At 49.9% G+C, this 14,517-nt stretch carries 18 protein-coding genes and 1 pseudogene; 14 read left to right on the top strand and 5 right to left on the bottom strand.

Annotation, left to right across the window (positions count from 1 at the left end; genetic code table 11):
- Both MVK60_RS05975 and MVK60_RS05970 read right to left on the bottom strand, forming a co-directional pair.
- A pseudogene (locus MVK60_RS05975) lies at positions 1-2,169 on the bottom strand (hypothetical protein); the annotation flags it as partial.
- Between the two features lie 127 nt (positions 2,170-2,296).
- Positions 2,297-2,803 (bottom strand): CDP-2,3-bis-(O-geranylgeranyl)-sn-glycerol synthase, encoded by a 507-nt coding sequence (locus MVK60_RS05970; RefSeq protein ID WP_297437475.1) that lies wholly within the window; start codon positions 2,801-2,803, stop codon positions 2,297-2,299.
- 111 nt (positions 2,804-2,914) lie between these two features.
- Here MVK60_RS05970 and MVK60_RS05965 point away from each other — a divergent pair, with 111 nt between their 5' ends.
- Genes MVK60_RS05965 through MVK60_RS05945 form a run of 5 tightly spaced genes read left to right on the top strand, consistent with a single transcriptional unit; the run spans position 2,915 to position 7,436 of the window.
- A complete protein-coding gene (locus MVK60_RS05965; protein WP_297437473.1) occupies positions 2,915-3,823 on the top strand; it encodes an LEA type 2 family protein in 909 nt (302 codons plus the stop codon).
- A 51-nt stretch (positions 3,824-3,874) separates the two neighbouring features.
- Positions 3,875-4,393 (top strand): DUF3201 domain-containing protein, encoded by a 519-nt coding sequence (locus tag MVK60_RS05960; protein WP_297437477.1) that lies wholly within the window; start codon positions 3,875-3,877, stop codon positions 4,391-4,393.
- A 9-nt stretch (positions 4,394-4,402) separates the two neighbouring features.
- Positions 4,403-5,554: an RsmB/NOP family class I SAM-dependent RNA methyltransferase gene (locus tag MVK60_RS05955; RefSeq protein ID WP_297437471.1), complete on the top strand. Its 1,152-nt coding sequence runs from the start codon at positions 4,403-4,405 to the stop codon at positions 5,552-5,554.
- A 2-nt stretch (positions 5,555-5,556) separates the two neighbouring features.
- Positions 5,557-6,597, top strand: coding sequence for a flippase-like domain-containing protein (locus tag MVK60_RS05950; RefSeq protein WP_297437469.1), 1,041 nt, complete (start codon positions 5,557-5,559; stop codon positions 6,595-6,597).
- A gap of 2 nt (positions 6,598-6,599) precedes the next feature.
- Positions 6,600-7,436: an NAD(+) kinase gene (locus MVK60_RS05945; RefSeq protein WP_297437467.1), complete on the top strand. Its 837-nt coding sequence runs from the start codon at positions 6,600-6,602 to the stop codon at positions 7,434-7,436.
- Here MVK60_RS05945 and MVK60_RS05940 read toward each other — a convergent pair.
- Genes MVK60_RS05940 through MVK60_RS05930 form a run of 3 tightly spaced genes read right to left on the bottom strand, consistent with a single transcriptional unit; the run spans position 7,433 to position 9,170 of the window.
- Positions 7,433-7,948 carry a DUF835 domain-containing protein gene (locus tag MVK60_RS05940; RefSeq protein ID WP_297437465.1) on the bottom strand — a complete coding sequence of 172 codons (516 nt, stop codon included), beginning with the start codon at positions 7,946-7,948 and terminating at the stop codon, positions 7,433-7,435. The genes MVK60_RS05945 and MVK60_RS05940 overlap by 4 nt on opposite strands.
- Positions 7,945-8,202, bottom strand: a complete 258-nt coding sequence (locus tag MVK60_RS05935) for a hypothetical protein (RefSeq protein ID WP_297437463.1) — start codon at positions 8,200-8,202, stop codon at positions 7,945-7,947. Before MVK60_RS05935 ends, MVK60_RS05940 begins: the two co-directional genes overlap by 4 nt.
- Positions 8,193-9,170 (bottom strand): bifunctional N(6)-L-threonylcarbamoyladenine synthase/serine/threonine protein kinase, encoded by a 978-nt coding sequence (locus MVK60_RS05930; protein WP_297437461.1) that lies wholly within the window; start codon positions 9,168-9,170, stop codon positions 8,193-8,195. The genes MVK60_RS05935 and MVK60_RS05930 overlap by 10 nt, the downstream gene beginning before the upstream one ends.
- Before the next feature lie 383 nt (positions 9,171-9,553).
- On the opposite strand from MVK60_RS05930, the gene MVK60_RS05925 reads away from it, so the two are divergent.
- The 9 genes from MVK60_RS05925 (at position 9,554) to MVK60_RS05885 (ending at position 14,411) form a co-directional block, all read left to right on the top strand.
- On the top strand, positions 9,554-10,597 hold the full coding sequence (locus MVK60_RS05925; protein WP_297437459.1) for a hypothetical protein: 1,044 nt from the start codon (positions 9,554-9,556) through the stop codon (positions 10,595-10,597).
- A gap of 4 nt (positions 10,598-10,601) precedes the next feature.
- Complete coding sequence (locus MVK60_RS05920) at positions 10,602-11,012, top strand: hypothetical protein (protein WP_297437457.1); 411 nt, start codon at positions 10,602-10,604, stop codon at positions 11,010-11,012.
- 34 nt (positions 11,013-11,046) lie between these two features.
- Entirely contained in the window at positions 11,047-11,274 is a 228-nt protein-coding gene (locus MVK60_RS05915) for a hypothetical protein (RefSeq protein WP_297437455.1), read from the top strand.
- 114 nt (positions 11,275-11,388) lie between these two features.
- Positions 11,389-11,655 (top strand): hypothetical protein, encoded by a 267-nt coding sequence (locus tag MVK60_RS05910; RefSeq protein ID WP_297437453.1) that lies wholly within the window; start codon positions 11,389-11,391, stop codon positions 11,653-11,655.
- A gap of 180 nt (positions 11,656-11,835) precedes the next feature.
- Entirely contained in the window at positions 11,836-12,075 is a 240-nt protein-coding gene (locus MVK60_RS05905; protein WP_297437451.1) for a hypothetical protein, read from the top strand.
- On the top strand, positions 12,072-12,446 hold the full coding sequence (locus MVK60_RS05900) for a hypothetical protein (protein ID WP_297437449.1): 375 nt from the start codon (positions 12,072-12,074) through the stop codon (positions 12,444-12,446). The genes MVK60_RS05905 and MVK60_RS05900 overlap by 4 nt, the downstream gene beginning before the upstream one ends.
- A 122-nt stretch (positions 12,447-12,568) precedes the next feature.
- A complete protein-coding gene (locus tag MVK60_RS05895) occupies positions 12,569-13,030 on the top strand; it encodes a hypothetical protein (RefSeq protein WP_297437448.1) in 462 nt (153 codons plus the stop codon).
- Entirely contained in the window at positions 13,005-14,033 is a 1,029-nt protein-coding gene (locus MVK60_RS05890; protein WP_297437446.1) for a CARDB domain-containing protein, read from the top strand. The genes MVK60_RS05895 and MVK60_RS05890 overlap by 26 nt, the downstream gene beginning before the upstream one ends.
- A gap of 6 nt (positions 14,034-14,039) precedes the next feature.
- Positions 14,040-14,411, top strand: coding sequence for a hypothetical protein (locus MVK60_RS05885; protein ID WP_297437444.1), 372 nt, complete (start codon positions 14,040-14,042; stop codon positions 14,409-14,411).
- The last annotated feature ends 106 nt before the right edge of the window (positions 14,412-14,517 follow it).

The following is a 14,517-nucleotide window of genomic DNA, read 5'->3' as shown; positions in this document are numbered from 1 at the left end:
AGCGTTAATGACCCCTTGAGTACCGTCAACCAAGTTACCATCAACGTAAAGCTCTAACTCCATATTCTGACTTGTGAGGTGAGTACTCTTAACCTTAACCGTAAAGTTCATCATCTCACCATCTTTCGGAAGGTCCGGGGAGTGTGTGATGGATACTACACTGATCTTCCCCGGATCGTAGTTGTTGCTGGAATCCCTGACTTCTATAGTGCCACTGGCGGTCTTCTGGAAGCCCCCAAACGAGAAGGTTCCATAGTAACCGAACTGACCGGCCGAGGTGTATTTCACAGGGCCCACGGTCAAGGTGGTTGATGAACCCTGGCTGATGTTGAGAGTTTTGCTGAACATAACGGTCCCCCTTGTACCGTGACCCTCCGGAACCACAACGTTCAAGGTGTAGCTCCCTGAAACGGGTACATCGTTGTTGTTGAAGACGGCGATCGTAAAGGTCACAGAATCGTTCGCGTTGATTGAATATGCCGTGGGCTGAACGATGAACGTGATTTTTGATGGATCAACGGTATCTATCAGCTTTATGTTCTTGCTGTAGTCCAGGCTTACCTCCTTTATTATCCCCCTTCCTGTGGAAGCATCTTCTCCCGGTGAGGATGTTGGCATCGAACCGTCAGTTGTGGTGTACGTGATCTCAACATCTCCGGCGACGGCCACACTGCCACTGCCCTTGATCGGTTCGCTGACGGTGGATGTCCATGACACAACACCGTCGTCGGGATGGATCGAATTGACGTGGCCGTTGTCGTTCAGGCCACTCCCATGGACGGAGATTGAGACGTCGGTGACGAGGTTGTTGGATGCGCTCATATCAACAATCACCCGGTATGTCGCGTACGAGCTATTGACTGCGACCGCAACCACGCTGACCTTGGCGTTCAGAACTCCTTCCCCGCTGGTCGGGGTAAGCGCCTTCTTCTGAAGTGCAGTTGGAGATACGAACTCGGGAGCGGTAGAGACGGCCGAGGTTCCACCTTCTCTTGAAACAGAGAGAACGCTGCCGCTTGAACCTGATTGTATCTCTATCGGTTGTTTGGGGGGTTCGATGACGATCGGGGATGAGGATTTGAGTTTCAGCGGTGTTTCTATCACGCTCTCAGAGACGTGCACGCGGAGGGCATCCCGGAGCTCGCCGATCTTCTGGTTCAGTATCCACCTGAGCTCGGGATTGTCGTTTCCCATCTCCATGGCCTGAGCTATGACATAAACCTGTCTGGTGAGGTTATAAGCCGCGAGGGCGTCGGGCCAGTAGTAGGTGTCCGTGATGGTGACCTCCTTGAGGTTCTTCCAGTCGTCGTATGTGGACGAGGTTTTAATAACGGCAAAGCCGCCGGTGTAAAGGTTCAACCCGCTCACCGATTCATACCTGAGGAGGAAGCGGCCATCCCTCAGTCTCTCGGAGCGAACTCCGAATGAAGAGGGGGACGTTAAGAGGTTATAGATCCTGGCGGATAGAGAACTAACGGCGTTCAGAAGATCCGTTGTGTTCCGACCGAGATATGCTCCGTAGAGGTTTACCCATTCGGCGGCCAAGAGAGGGTTGATGCTGACGTTCGATGGAAGGTTTTCGGTAAAATTCACCGAACCTGACCATTTCCACCTCCCGAGCCCCCACGCCTCGTAAGAAGCGTACTTAAAGCCAACCCGGAGGAAAGCCACAGAGAAGTTTTTCAGAAAGGAACTCATGTTGAAGCCCTTAGTAATGTTGTCCGCATTTTTGGATATATATTCTTCAAGTGCTTGGATCTGCTCATTACTCCATCCCTGGGACTTGAGCTGGGTTACCGTTTCGGCCGGGAGTCCGTTCCTGCTGATGTTCCGGGCCATCTCCCTCAGCTCTTCGGGGGAGTAGTAGAGCTTCACCCCTGATGCCGTGAGTCCCTGCAGCGCCGCCCAGATCTGGGTGGATATATTGGCCGCGTTCTTCTCCCCGAGGCGGGAGACGTTGATCAGTTCGTGGGCGGCGCTCAGGTTGCCGCCCTCAACTGCAGCGATTAGATCCGCTTCATCCTTCAGGATCCTCCAAAAGTCACTGTACACCCCGGTATTGTTTCCACCCGCCAGGGTGTTGGCGACTACGTAGCCCGAGGAAACCGCAGAACTTGCCGTAAAACCTAGCATCAAAACCATGAGCAGTATTCCAACAATCCTTCGCATTGTATCACCATGTCACCATTGAAAGTAATGCTATAAAAGCGTTTTCTATCCAGATTTTATTTACTATATAAGAGAGTTAGCAAAAAATGGAAACTTCCATGACACCACCGGAGGGCCATGGGTCTCATCACCAGGGCACGCTCTTCCATCCAAGTCTGTAGGCAATGTAGTTGGCACCCCAGTGGATCAGCGGCGACACCAGAAGCAGGAAGATTATCTGGCCCGATGTAAGGGTCTTGATCGGGTACCCCAGGGCAAGGGCGGCTATCAGAAAACCCAGCTGGTCGAGGCCTACCGCGGGGTAGCCCCTGGGAAGGTTGGCCCGCCTCTTTATGAAACTGCCTGTAAGGTCGCCCAGGAGGGCACCGAAGGAGAGCATAAAAGCCAGAACAATCGCTGTTTTTAATCCACCGTAATAAGCTGGGGTCAGGAGGTACTGGAGCGCCCCAACAATGGTCCCCACGGAGAGTCCACCGAGAAACCCCCTCCAGGTCTTCCCATCACCGAAGAGCCTGTGGCCGTCCCGCCAGGTTCTTCCGCCGTCCATGGGTCTTCCACCACCTAGGACGACGGGTGAGGCGTTGGCGAAGTACGCGGGGAGGATGTACCAGAACGCTTCCAGCAGGGAGTTCATTTGACCACCGCCGGGGTTAAAGTCCGAGAGTTTTTAAGTTTTCGCGTTCCGGGTGTGGATCCATGGGGAGGGATTAAAAGGGGAACGTTGTAGATACCCACGGTGGATGTGATGGGGGCGATTAAAAGGATCCTGCTGATATCACTCGTGGCCCTGCTGATATGGGGCAGTTACGTTGCCTACGCAGTTCTGACGCTCCACCCAACGTTCAGCGTCAAGTGGGGTCACGTGGACGAGAACATCACGGAGCTGGAGATAAGTGGAAACCTTGGAAAGCCTCTTCTTGTGCCGCTCTCCCTAAAGGACGCGAGCTTAAGCCTGAACGGCATAGGGGTAGCAGCCATAAAGGACTTCAAGTACAGCGCGGTGAGAAACAGAGCCTCAGCGGTGGTGGCCATCAACAACAAAAACCTGATTGGGGCGTTTATAGCATACATGAACAACGGGGAGAAGGGAAAAGCCGTTCTACACGTGAGGGGCAGGCTCCTGGGGTTAATACCCCTGAACTATAACCTGAGCGAGAGCATCAACGATGATGTGCTGGGAGGTTTCAACTTTACCGCCGAAAGCAGACCCATCACCGTGGGTGGGCTTGAAGTCGGGCAGACCCCCGCAATACTCGAGACAAAGACAGACTGGGGGGGGACTGAAGGCAGCTACGCGGTCTTGATAGGCCATGTAAGGCTCTACAACCCGAACAGGATGCCTATCCCGGTAAACAACATAAGTTACACCATCAAAGTGGACGGGATAAGGGTCGGGAAGGGAGGCATCATCAAAGGCGCTGTGGTTCCGGCGGGCGGTTACGCCACGGTGGACGTGCGCATCATGATAGACACGTCGATGCTGCCGAAGGTCTGGGTGGCCCACGTCAAGGCGGGTGAGGAAAGCACGGTGAGCGCCACCGTGTACCTGGACATGAATCTCCTCGGAAGGAACTACAGGATACCCGTTGAAACCACGAACACCACCGTAAAGACAAACTTCCTGGGGACGCTCAGGAAACTGCTGAACGGATGAAGGTTTTTAAGTTCCATCCACCTCCTTCTTCTGGTGGGAAAGGTGAGAGGAGTGAGCGTAAGAGAGATTCACGAGTTCCTCAACGAGATGTGGGGGGGCATATTCAGGCTCAACGAGGAGCTTAAGGCCGAGCTCCCGGGGGAGGGCTTCAAGGTGGAGGACGTTGAGGAGGCCTTCGGAGCCTACATCTTCCTCGAAGGCGAGTGGAGGCTCATGAAGTATCCTCACCCCGCCTTTGAGATAAAGCCCCAGATTGAGGTCGGCGCGACGCCGGAGAGCCACTACTTCGTCGTCGCGGTTCCGAAGGAGAGGATAAATGAGAACTTCGTCGGTCTGTTCATCGAGCTCTTCCCGAGGAGCTTCATATACGGCGCCCGGGACTTTCTCAGCGACATTTACAACTGGAGGCGCGACGGAAGGGTTTCCCCGACCGAGATACTTGAGAAAATCGAAGGAAGCCCTGAAAAGCTCTTCCAATTCGAGGCAAACTTCGGGAGCATGGGGACGTTAAAGCAGGGGATTCTGAGACTGATAGACATCGGAAAGCGCTTCGAAATCTTCGACCTTTGAGGTGTCGCCATGAAACCGGAGGAAGCCTTTCCGGAGGAGCTGAGGGAGTACTACAGGAGGTTCTTCGGGAGCGAAGCGGAGAAGATAATGGCCTCGCTCAGAACGCCGGTGGAGAAGTACTACATCCGCGTGAACACCCTGAAGACGAGCAGGTCTAAGCTGATGGGCATCCTTCGAAGGGAGGGGCTTAAACCCAAGAGGAGTCCCTACTTGGAGGAAGGCATCTACTTCGAGCGCGAGGGTCCAAACTTCCCCGACAACTACGAGCCCGGCCTTCCAGTCGTCCGCGCCAACAGGTTCGCTAGCGAGAGCGTCTATCAGGGGGCCAATCTCTACACGCCTGGGGTTCTGGGGGCGGACAAGAAAATCAAGCCCGGCGACGAGGTTCAGATAAGAGACCCCAGAGGTCTGCTCATCGGAATAGGCATCGCCAGAATGAGCGCCAAGGAGATGGTGGTCTCGACACGCGGACTGGCGGTAGAGGTCACCTTGCCCAAGTTCAGGCTACCGAGCCTGAGCGAGCTGGAGTCCTTTAGAGAGGGCCTATTCTACGCGCAGAGTTTGCCCTCAATGGTGGTCGCCCACGTCCTGGAGCTGAGCGAGGAGGACCTGATAGTGGACATGACTGCAGCCCCCGGTGGAAAGACGAGCCACATCGCCCAGCTCATGCAGAACAGGGGGGAGATAATAGCCATTGACAAGTCGAGGAACAGGCTGAAGAAGATGGAGGAGGAGCTGAAGAGGCTCGGTGTGAAGAACGTCAGGCCCATCCACATGGACTCGCGGAAGCTTCCCAAGCTGGGAATCGAGGCGGACAAGATACTGCTCGACGCACCGTGCACCGCTTTGGGAATACGGCCGAAGCTGTGGGAGAGCCGGACGCCGAGGGACATTGAGGCCACCGCGCGCTACCAGAGGCAGTTCATCAACGCTGCCATAAGGTCCCTCCGGCGGGGTGGCCTTCTCATCTACTCGACCTGCACGCTGAGCTACGAGGAGAACGAGGCTAACGTGAAGTACATGATGGAGAAGGGTTTAAAACCTGTGGAGCCTGAATTTTTCATAGGCTCGCATGGAATGGGACTTGAAGGGGTGCAGAGGTTCTATCCAAACAGGCACCTCACGCAGGGGTTCTTCATAGCAAAGCTCCGGAAGGTGTGAGGATGGACAGGAGAAAGGTGGGCTTCATAGTGTTCGGTCTGCTGGTGATAGTGCTTCTCATCTGGTGGGCCGGCATACGGGAGGTCTTGAAGGTCGTCATGTCGGCGAGGCTGAACTACCTCCTCCTGGCGTTTCTGATGTACCTTGTTGGGGTCGTCCTGTGGGGTCTCAGGTGGCGCATCCTTCTGGAGAGCCTTGACATACACGCCGCCTTTAGGCACACCATAAACGCCATACTGATCGGTGTGTTCTTCAACAACATCACTCCCGGCGCCAGGGGCGGGGGGGAGGCAGTCAGGATGTATTACATCTCGAAACGCTCGGACGGGACGTACGGCCCGGTGTTCGCAACCGTTGCCGCGGACAGGATACTGGACCTGATCCCCGTGATAACCATGCTCTTCCTCTCCACCGTCTACGTTTACCGCCTTGGCTCAAGGAGTCTCACCGTCGCTCTAATGATCCTCAACGGGCTCCTAGCCTTTCTGGTGATAATCAGCCTCGTAATAGCCCTGAACGAGAGGAGAACAAAGAAACTGCTATACTGGCTCCTCAGGATAGCCCGCAGGATAATGCCTAGAACGGTCAAGAAATACGAGGACAGGCTGATAACGGTCATAGAGACCAGCGTGCCCCAGTTTCAGGAGGGGCTCAGGCTTCTGATGAGGAACAAGGGGGCGTTTCTCCTCGCACTGCTCTGCTCCTTCTCCTTCTGGGGCATGGTGCTCCTCCGCACGTACTTCGTCTTCATGAGCATAAACTACCCAACGAGCATAGACAAGATAATGGTCGTCACCATGGTGAGCATCGTGGTCGGCCTAGTGAGCATCGTCCCGGGGGGCGCCGGCTTGATCGAGGCCATGAACTCCGGAACGTACGTTCTCCTGGGCATAGACAAGAACTTCGCCGTGACGGCCACGCTTATAGACAGGCTGATCTCGTACTGGATCCCAACCTTCCTGGGGGGAGTACTCACCACGCACTTCGGGGTGCGCGTTAGGAAGGAGAAGAAAAGTTTAACTGGAGAAAAGGGAAGGGACTGAATATGAAGTTTGGCATAGTGGCCAGGCGGGATAGGGACGCTGCATTAAAACTTGCCTATAGGGTCTACGATTTTCTAAAGGTTAGCGGGTACGAGGTCTTTGTCGACAGGGACACCTACAGTCACCTTCACGAGTTCGATAGGGGGGACGTTGTACCGCTTGAGGACTTCGACGTGGATTACATAATAGTGATAGGCGGCGACGGGACGATCCTCCGCGTGGAGCACCGGACAAAAAAGGACATCCCGATACTTGGAATAAACATGGGGACTCTGGGCTTCCTGACGGAGGTCGAACCTCATGAAGCCTTTTTCGCGTTAAGCAAGCTGATAGAAGGAGAATACCATATGGATGAACGCATCAAACTTCGAACCTATGTTAACGGGGTAAACGACGTCCCGGATGCCCTCAACGAAGTGGCTGTTCTGACCGGCATTCCCGGTAAGATCATTCATCTGAAGTACTACGTTGATGGGGGCCTGGCGAACGAGGTCAGGGCGGACGGTCTTATAATCTCGACGCCCACGGGCTCCACAGGGTACTCGATGAGCGCAGGCGGACCTTTTGTTGACCCGAGGCTGAAGGTTGTGGTGCTTGCACCCCTGGCCCCCATAGCCCTCAGCTCGCGTCCCATGGTGGTTCCTGCGGAGAGCAAGATCGATGTGCGCAACCTCTCAGCAACCAGGGAGGTGATCCTTGCAGTGGACGGCCAGTTCTACACGTACCTGACACCGGAAACAGAGATAAAGGTAGAGCTGTCCCCCAGAAGAACCCGGTTCATCCGTTTTTCAAACGAGGTGTATCCTAAGTACACCATGAGGATAAAGAAGAAGTTCTAAAGGGGTTTAAACTCGCTCAAGAGCAGTGCGTGTTCTTTGTCCCCGATGGACTTCCTGTCAACGACCACGACGAACGCAGAGCCACTGATTGCCGCATGGTCCTTAACGGCGACGAGAAACCTGAAGAGGACTGGAAACTCGTTGTACATAAGCAGATAATCTATATCATCCAGCACGACAACGCCGCCGGGGTTCCTCCTCATGAAATCTATCGCCCTCTCCTGAAGTATGTGAAGCTTCGTTGGGGAGACGCCTTTATCCGTGGCCTGAGTTATCCACACAGAAACTACGTTATCTCCAACACCCCGGTAACTATCGGGGGATCTGGTAAAAACGAGAGAGGGCCCCCCTGAACTTCTTAAGATGTCCACGATCTTACTGGCACCGTCCCCGTCGGTGAAGAGAACGTACGAGCCGGTGAGCTTTCTGTCGTCTCCTGACTCCGCAAGGGCACTGGGAGGTAGGTAGTACCTCTCAAAGATCAGGACGTAGTGCACCATCGTGTATATCACTCCGATGATGGACACCCCGTAAAAGAAGGCGAGAACCACACGCCCACGTGGGGAAACGCCACGAAGTCCTCTATGATGTCGATCAGCCCCCCCACAACCCCAAACCCCAGGAAGATCGTTGCGTTTCGTATGAATGGCTTGAGCTCCGCAACGTACCGGTCCCAGCGTTTGAGGAAAAAGACCCAGATGTACAATATGGCAAGAAAGACCACTATGTCATAGAGCAGGGCGTAGTACGGTACGGTCAACACCATACAACCTCAACCTCATCGGTCCTGAACCTTTGCTTAACTACGGTGTCACTTATTTTAAATCTTACCCCACCACGGTACATCCTCAGGCCGGTGTATGCTATCATGGCCCCGTTGTCCCTGCATAGGTCGTAGGGCGGAACGAAGAAGTCTACGCCCCTGTCCTCAGTCATGGTTTTCAGCATCCCGCGGAGCCTGTTGTTGGCGGCAACGCCGCCGACCAGGACGACCTCGTCCTTGCCGGTGTGGGCTACGGCCCTCTCCGTCACCTCCACCAGGGCGGCAAAGGCCGTCTCCTGGAAGGAATAGGCCAGGTCCTCAACTCGGTACTTACCTGTTCTGTACTTCCTGACCGCCTCGGTCAGGATGCCGGAGAAGCTCAGATCCATCCCCTTAACCGCGTAGGGGAGTTCGATGTAGCGCTCGCCTTTCTCGGCGAGCCTCTCAATCTTCGGGCCGCCGGGAAAGCCTATTCCCAGCTCCCTCGCGAAGGTGTCTATCGCGTTGCCTATGCCTATGTCGAGGGTCTCGCCGAAGACCCGATAGCGACCACCTTTAAGGGCCAGAACCTGTGTGTTTCCGCCGCTGACGTAGAGGCCAACCGGGTCTTTAACCCCGAACATCTTGGTTATCTCCACGTGGGCGATGCAGTGGTTGACGCCGACTATTGGCTTCCGGTACTTTATTGCAAGTGCCCTCGCGGCCGTGGCAACGACGCGGAGGCAGGGGCCGAGACCGGGTCCCTGGGAGAACGCTACAACGTCAACGTCCTCCATCGTTATTCCGGCTTCGTCAAGAGCTTTTACGAGAAGAGGTTTCAAGAGCCTAGCGTGATGTTCAGCCGCCTCCTTCGGATGTATTCCCCCCTTCTCCGTCGTGAGAGTGTGGAATACGTTGGCCAGAACTTCCTTTTCTGTAACGATACCTATGCCAAGGGTGTGGGCCGTGCCTTCCAGGCCTAGGGCTATCATCGTGATACACTCCTGAAAGGTGTATAAAAAGTTGCCGGGCCATTGTCCCGACCGGTAAATCTTCTTCCGGGAGGTTCTTGAGGCAACGGACACGTCCATTCCGTTATTATAACGGGTCTAATGGACGACCCTCTTCATATCCCCAAGAGGGAGACTATGAATTCCAGCTTTTTACATCATGAAACGTACTGATGTTATATAATAACTTTTAAATTTGGTGAACGGAAGAATAGTAAGATGGCTGCTCAGGATAATACTGTGATGAATACCGTGGGAAAGTTTTGGCACTGGTCCAGAAGGTTTTCAACCTTCACTGGCTCTCCCGGCAGGGCGAGCACTCATACACGGTAAAAGCTTATAGCATTGTAGGAGGAGAAAAATTCATGGAGGACACAGAGAACGGGGAGGTTATAGTGTCTTCTGGTCAGTTGCTTGGTGGGTTTGATATTTCGCCTGCTGAGATCTATCCGGGAGACATTGTAGTGTTCCATTACATTGTTCGTCCAACAGAAAGTGCAGGATTGAAGAATCCAACAGTGTCCCTGCAGATTGAGGGTGGGGATACTTTCTTCAGCAAAACTTATTATGGGGCAACTGTAACTTGGGATAATTACATTGATGACCGTACGGAATACAAATTCAGCGAGGCTGGAAATTACACAGTATTACTCTTAGTGAATGGTGCGGTAGTATACTCGAGAACTATTGAGGTTAAACCCCTCCAGGGAATGGTGGTGAAGTTGGATTGTCCAGAAGAACCAGTGTTGCTCGGGGAAACTGCAATTTGCAAAATTGTTGTTGAAAATAATCCGGTTAATCAAGATTTGCATTATTCGATAAGCTCAAAAGGGATAGATTCTAACTCGAATGCAGGTGATGTAATAAGTATTTCAAAGCTGAAAGACAGGATCCCTGCTGGGTATATTGGTCAAATTGCTCAAGTCAACGTTCCTTTGGATGAAAGATTGGCAAGTGCCTTGGGATTAGATGACGTCAGAGATTTGACACCCTATACAAATCACTGGATCTGTCCCGATGGAAGCTGCTACTACACTAGAGACAGGCCAGATACTCCACACTACTTGAGCATAACCTTGTGGATAGAAACTCTCGGGAACAGAAACCTGAACAACATGATAACAGCAAGATACGAAGGAAGCAAATACTGGAACGAAGATGCTAACACAGGAATTGCTATTGGAGCAACAGCACTGCTGACCCTAGCTGTTACTCCAGAGATAGCAGCTGCTTACGAGAGCTCTGGAGTTATTGGGGCAGGTGAAGCTATAACAAAACATGCGCTTATTCCAGGAGGCACTCTAAACTTTATAATGAATTTAGTTTACGAAGTCCGTAGTGCAGATGATAAGAAAGAAGCCATAAAAGATGCAATAACGTCAACCATAAAAAGGGTTATTGGATGGTGATACAATGGGAGAGGTGCTTTTAAATCTGCCTCCGATAGTTATCTCCCTTCTATCCTCTCTTCTATTTACATTGTTGTGTCTTGCCACCCATCAGCGAAAGATAATCTTTGAGACCATAATGTTAGTTGGATACATATTGACTTCAAGCATCTGGTCAATACATGGCTACACTGTAATTTCCATTGTGATGTTGACTCCATTGCTGACCTATTTAGATTACAAAATCTCCACAAAGCACAAAAAATCGGCAAATAGCCAATATAAATTCACAATGGCTGAAATTGGATTCACAGTGGCTCCTCTTTTGTGTTTTTTGGCGATCACTGCAGGTTGGGGATATTTAACCTGTTTAATGTCTGCTGGAATTCTACTCATAAGTAGCGAGAATATATCCAATTTTATCCAGCAAAAGTGAGTTAGTACAATAATCATGCCTTGGGGTAATCACAGTGGCAAGATACGAAGGAAGCAAATACTGGAACGAAGATGCGGACAGAAGTATATGGACGGCTTCTACAATGGTATTACTGCCGGTTGCGGTTAGTTGGGAGCCAGCATGGTTTCTCGTTTCAGTTAGTTCAGCAAATTCCAATTTCAGTGATCTAGCCGAAAGGATATCCTTTTTGAAAGATTTGAATGACTTTACAAAAAATGTGTATAAATCAATATGGAGGTGAGTGGATGGGGATAGTTGATTCAATTTTTTTCGTTTTTCCATTGGTTGCTGTGCTAACTAGTTTTTACTGGAGAACCCGTGCAAAGCTGAAAAAGCTTGAACAGAGGTGGTGTTCTTGATCCGGATTCTGGCTCCAATATTTTGGGGACTAGTCTTGGCAGGATACCTCTATCAGAAGAAGATGTCCCCAAAGTTAAGTAAATTTGAGAAGTTCATGCTCCTTTGGTATTTGCTTAATGTTTGTTACATCTCATATTATGATCCATTTATCACCCCATTGATAAGTTTGGGAGTTCTGTCTGTTGTACTTGAAGCTATTGAGGAGATCAGTACAAAACTGGAGGAAATTGAGGAGACAATTGAGAGGTGGGATACTAAATGAACGTCTTTTATGCGATGGCTGGGCTACTCGTCTTAACTTTCATAATCAAGTATCACTTAAATCAGAAAATTTCACGTCTAAAGTCTAAATATCGAGTATTTAACCAAAACAAGTAATTAGGCATTACATGACGCTAAGACTACTACAAAACTGGAGATGCCTTCCAAGGATGGAGGGATCATGATCACGGCAGGATACACAGGGAGCAAGTACTGGAACGAAGATGCTAATGAGGGTATCAAAAAGGGGGCATTAATGATAATTGCACCTTTGGGATTGACATATGTCCCAGTAGAATACATTGGAACTGTGATAGTTGAAATGACTCCAGCACCAGAACCAGTAAAAATAGCTATCCAGGTACTCCTGTTTGCTAAAAGTATTGGTCAAAGTATTTGGAAAGAGATCATTGGAGGATGATACACATGAAGTTTGATACTATCCCTGTGGGAATTTCACTGCTATCACTACTGGCATATGCATTTAGTGGGCAGGAGATTCATTTTCTCTCCTTTATTTTATTCGCATTTCTCTCAGCTTTTTATCCGGTTAAAAATGAAATTCAAAATCTCAAAAAGAAGTTTAACCTCGGAAATATTGATCAGGATCCCGGAGAAGTCGTGGTTAGGTATGTTTTGTTGGGGATTATTGCAATATCCTTTGCTATGAGTGGAAGTCTAAAAGACTTTGTTGCTCTCGTGTTGTTATACTCTTTGATCGAAAGATGGCAAGTCAGACAAGAAATTGTCCATATTAGAAATAGTTTAAGGTATCCCACTCAGCAGGAGTGAGGAAATGTACATCTACCTCAAAAACTCTCAAATAGAGCCCTTGGAGAATGATCCTTTCGAGTTCCAAACAATTTACAGGTTTTAAGTCAATAATAAAAAGATATATCGGGTGGTGATGATTAATGAGTACTCTACTGGACATTCCACCCATAGTGCTTTCCTTTATCTCTTCAATTCTGTTTTTTGCCCTTGCAATTACTTCCCAACGCACTCAGAGACTCAACGAGCTAGTTGCCTTGGTGAGCTATATCTCTTCAGTGTGGGTATGGTGGATCCATGGTCATCCCCACATCTTTGTAGTTATGCTAGTCCCGCTCTTAACGTATATTGAAGAAAAACAAAAATCCCACAAACTTCAGAAGCACTACTTAAAGAAGAGTACCGCTCCATGGGTTATCCTAGCTGTGATTGGAATGTTATCAGCCCCTCTATTATGTCTGGTAGGAATATCTTTAGAGAAAAACTATGGAGTATGCTTTATGTCTGCGGGAATATTAGTGTTTGCAAGTGAGATAATATTTAGCTTCGTGAAGAGTAGGGATCGGCAGAGTTCCTCAAATGAGGACAGAGTTCAACGGGTATGAAAAGCACGATGAGGGGAGCATTATCGTTGAAGATGATAATGGTAACACGGGAAGCTTGAAAATCAGCAGCGTTAGCATTTCACCCCAAAAACCAGAGGACGGTGATTCGGTGAGTTTCACGGTTAAGGTTAAGAGTACTCACCTCACAAGTCAGAATATGGAGTTAGAGCTTTACGTTGATGGTAACTTGGTTGACGGTACTCAAGGGGTCATTAACGCTAATTCAGAGGAAACCTTCAACCTTCACTGGCTCGCCCTGACGGGCGAGCACTCATACACGGTAAAAGCTTATAGCATTGTGGGAGGAGAAAAATTCATGGAGGATGAGAAAAGCGGGAGGGTGAAGGTTGTCAAAGATTTAATTGCTAATATAAGCATGGAAATAGAGTGTCCTTCAAGAGTTGGCTTAGGAGGTTCTTTTGAATGTCTATTACAGGTCGAGAACGATAATTCAGAAACGATTGGAGTGCAACTAAACAACATCACCTTCCGGAGTGAAGTGAAGAGGGAGGAAGATGACATTAATTACGTGCGTTTTCAGAGGATAGAGGGGGTTTTCTATCTGAGTGCATTTAAAGAAGTGCCACCACACTCGTCTAGGAGTGTTCCAATCAACCTTGGCAGGGTGGATAATGATTTTGCTTCCCATTTTGGGCTATCTGACAATCACCTCTTGCTGTCATCCACTATTCAGGGTGACGTGAATCCAAATGTATTGCATCAAATTGCGTACTGGGATACGGAATACTCCATTACTCTTAGGCTGGATGTTTTTGACGAAAATGGCAGTGTCCTGTTCAAAGACAAAGCTCTAACGACCTCAACAACGTTCTTCTATTATGGTAGTGCTCAGGCAAAAATTGACAGGGAAATGAGGATTCAGAGATTAGAAAACTTCGGCGAAAATACAATAAAGGTAATAGTGGTCATAGTCACAGTATATTATTCCAAGGGTAACTTGGGGGACAAGCTATGGGAGTTCGTGAAAGGTTTCTGGGGGTGATGTCTAATGGACAACTTTGTGTTTAAAGTACTCTTATCGCTTCCCCTTTTATTATTACTATGGGATGCCCTTGTCAATATTTACTACTGGTATTTTGATTTTTCTTTTGTTGTTCAGGTTTCGTTGCTCTTGCTCTGGGGTGTGGAAGTATGGTGGGTGCTCAAGAATAGCACTATACCCCTTCCAGTACTGATAGTGAGCGCCTTCGTCGTTGTATACATTGCTTTCGTGGTTGATAATCCTCCCAAGCTTAACGCTTATTTCAGCGATGCTCTCTGGGCGGTGCTCTACACTTACCTTCTTGGGAACTACTACCAAAAGTCATTGAAGGGGAATGCTTCCAGCATGGGGGAAGTTAGACTTTCCGATGGGGTTTGAGGGTGGTGGTACCGTGTTTTTTACGGTGAGGGTTTGGAATTTTGAGAATTCAGCTTTATCCTTGAGTGGTTTTGTTGAGGATGAGGATGGTGCAGTGGTTAAGAAA

This window comes from Thermococcus sp. (assembly GCF_026988555.1).
Classification (GTDB): Archaea; Methanobacteriota_B; Thermococci; order Thermococcales; family Thermococcaceae; genus Thermococcus.
Note: the sequence above shows the minus strand (reverse complement) of the source record. Positions and strands in the feature narration are given on the sequence as shown.

Excerpts from the sequence above, each read along its gene's own strand:
- MVK60_RS05895 (WP_297437448.1), top strand. The coding sequence starts at position 12,569 with ATGAGTACTCTACTGGACATTCCACCCATAGTGCTTTCCTTTATCTCT.
- MVK60_RS05955 (WP_297437471.1), top strand. The coding sequence starts at position 4,403 with ATGAAACCGGAGGAAGCCTTTCCGGAGGAGCTGAGGGAGTACTACAGG.
- MVK60_RS05885 (WP_297437444.1), top strand. The coding sequence starts at position 14,040 with ATGGACAACTTTGTGTTTAAAGTACTCTTATCGCTTCCCCTTTTATTA.
- MVK60_RS05900 (WP_297437449.1), top strand. The coding sequence starts at position 12,072 with ATGATACACATGAAGTTTGATACTATCCCTGTGGGAATTTCACTGCTA.
- MVK60_RS05950 (WP_297437469.1), top strand. The coding sequence starts at position 5,557 with ATGGACAGGAGAAAGGTGGGCTTCATAGTGTTCGGTCTGCTGGTGATA.
- MVK60_RS05920 (WP_297437457.1), top strand. The coding sequence starts at position 10,602 with ATGGGAGAGGTGCTTTTAAATCTGCCTCCGATAGTTATCTCCCTTCTA.
- MVK60_RS05965 (WP_297437473.1), top strand. The coding sequence starts at position 2,915 with ATGGGGGCGATTAAAAGGATCCTGCTGATATCACTCGTGGCCCTGCTG.
- MVK60_RS05930 (WP_297437461.1), bottom strand. The coding sequence starts at position 9,170 with ATGATAGCCCTAGGCCTGGAAGGCACGGCCCACACCCTTGGCATAGGT.
- MVK60_RS05925 (WP_297437459.1), top strand. The coding sequence starts at position 9,554 with ATGGAGGACACAGAGAACGGGGAGGTTATAGTGTCTTCTGGTCAGTTG.
- MVK60_RS05905 (WP_297437451.1), top strand. The coding sequence starts at position 11,836 with ATGATCACGGCAGGATACACAGGGAGCAAGTACTGGAACGAAGATGCT.
- MVK60_RS05890 (WP_297437446.1), top strand. The coding sequence starts at position 13,005 with ATGAGGACAGAGTTCAACGGGTATGAAAAGCACGATGAGGGGAGCATT.
- MVK60_RS05970 (WP_297437475.1), bottom strand. The coding sequence starts at position 2,803 with ATGAACTCCCTGCTGGAAGCGTTCTGGTACATCCTCCCCGCGTACTTC.
- MVK60_RS05945 (WP_297437467.1), top strand. The coding sequence starts at position 6,600 with ATGAAGTTTGGCATAGTGGCCAGGCGGGATAGGGACGCTGCATTAAAA.
- MVK60_RS05935 (WP_297437463.1), bottom strand. The coding sequence starts at position 8,202 with ATGGTGTTGACCGTACCGTACTACGCCCTGCTCTATGACATAGTGGTC.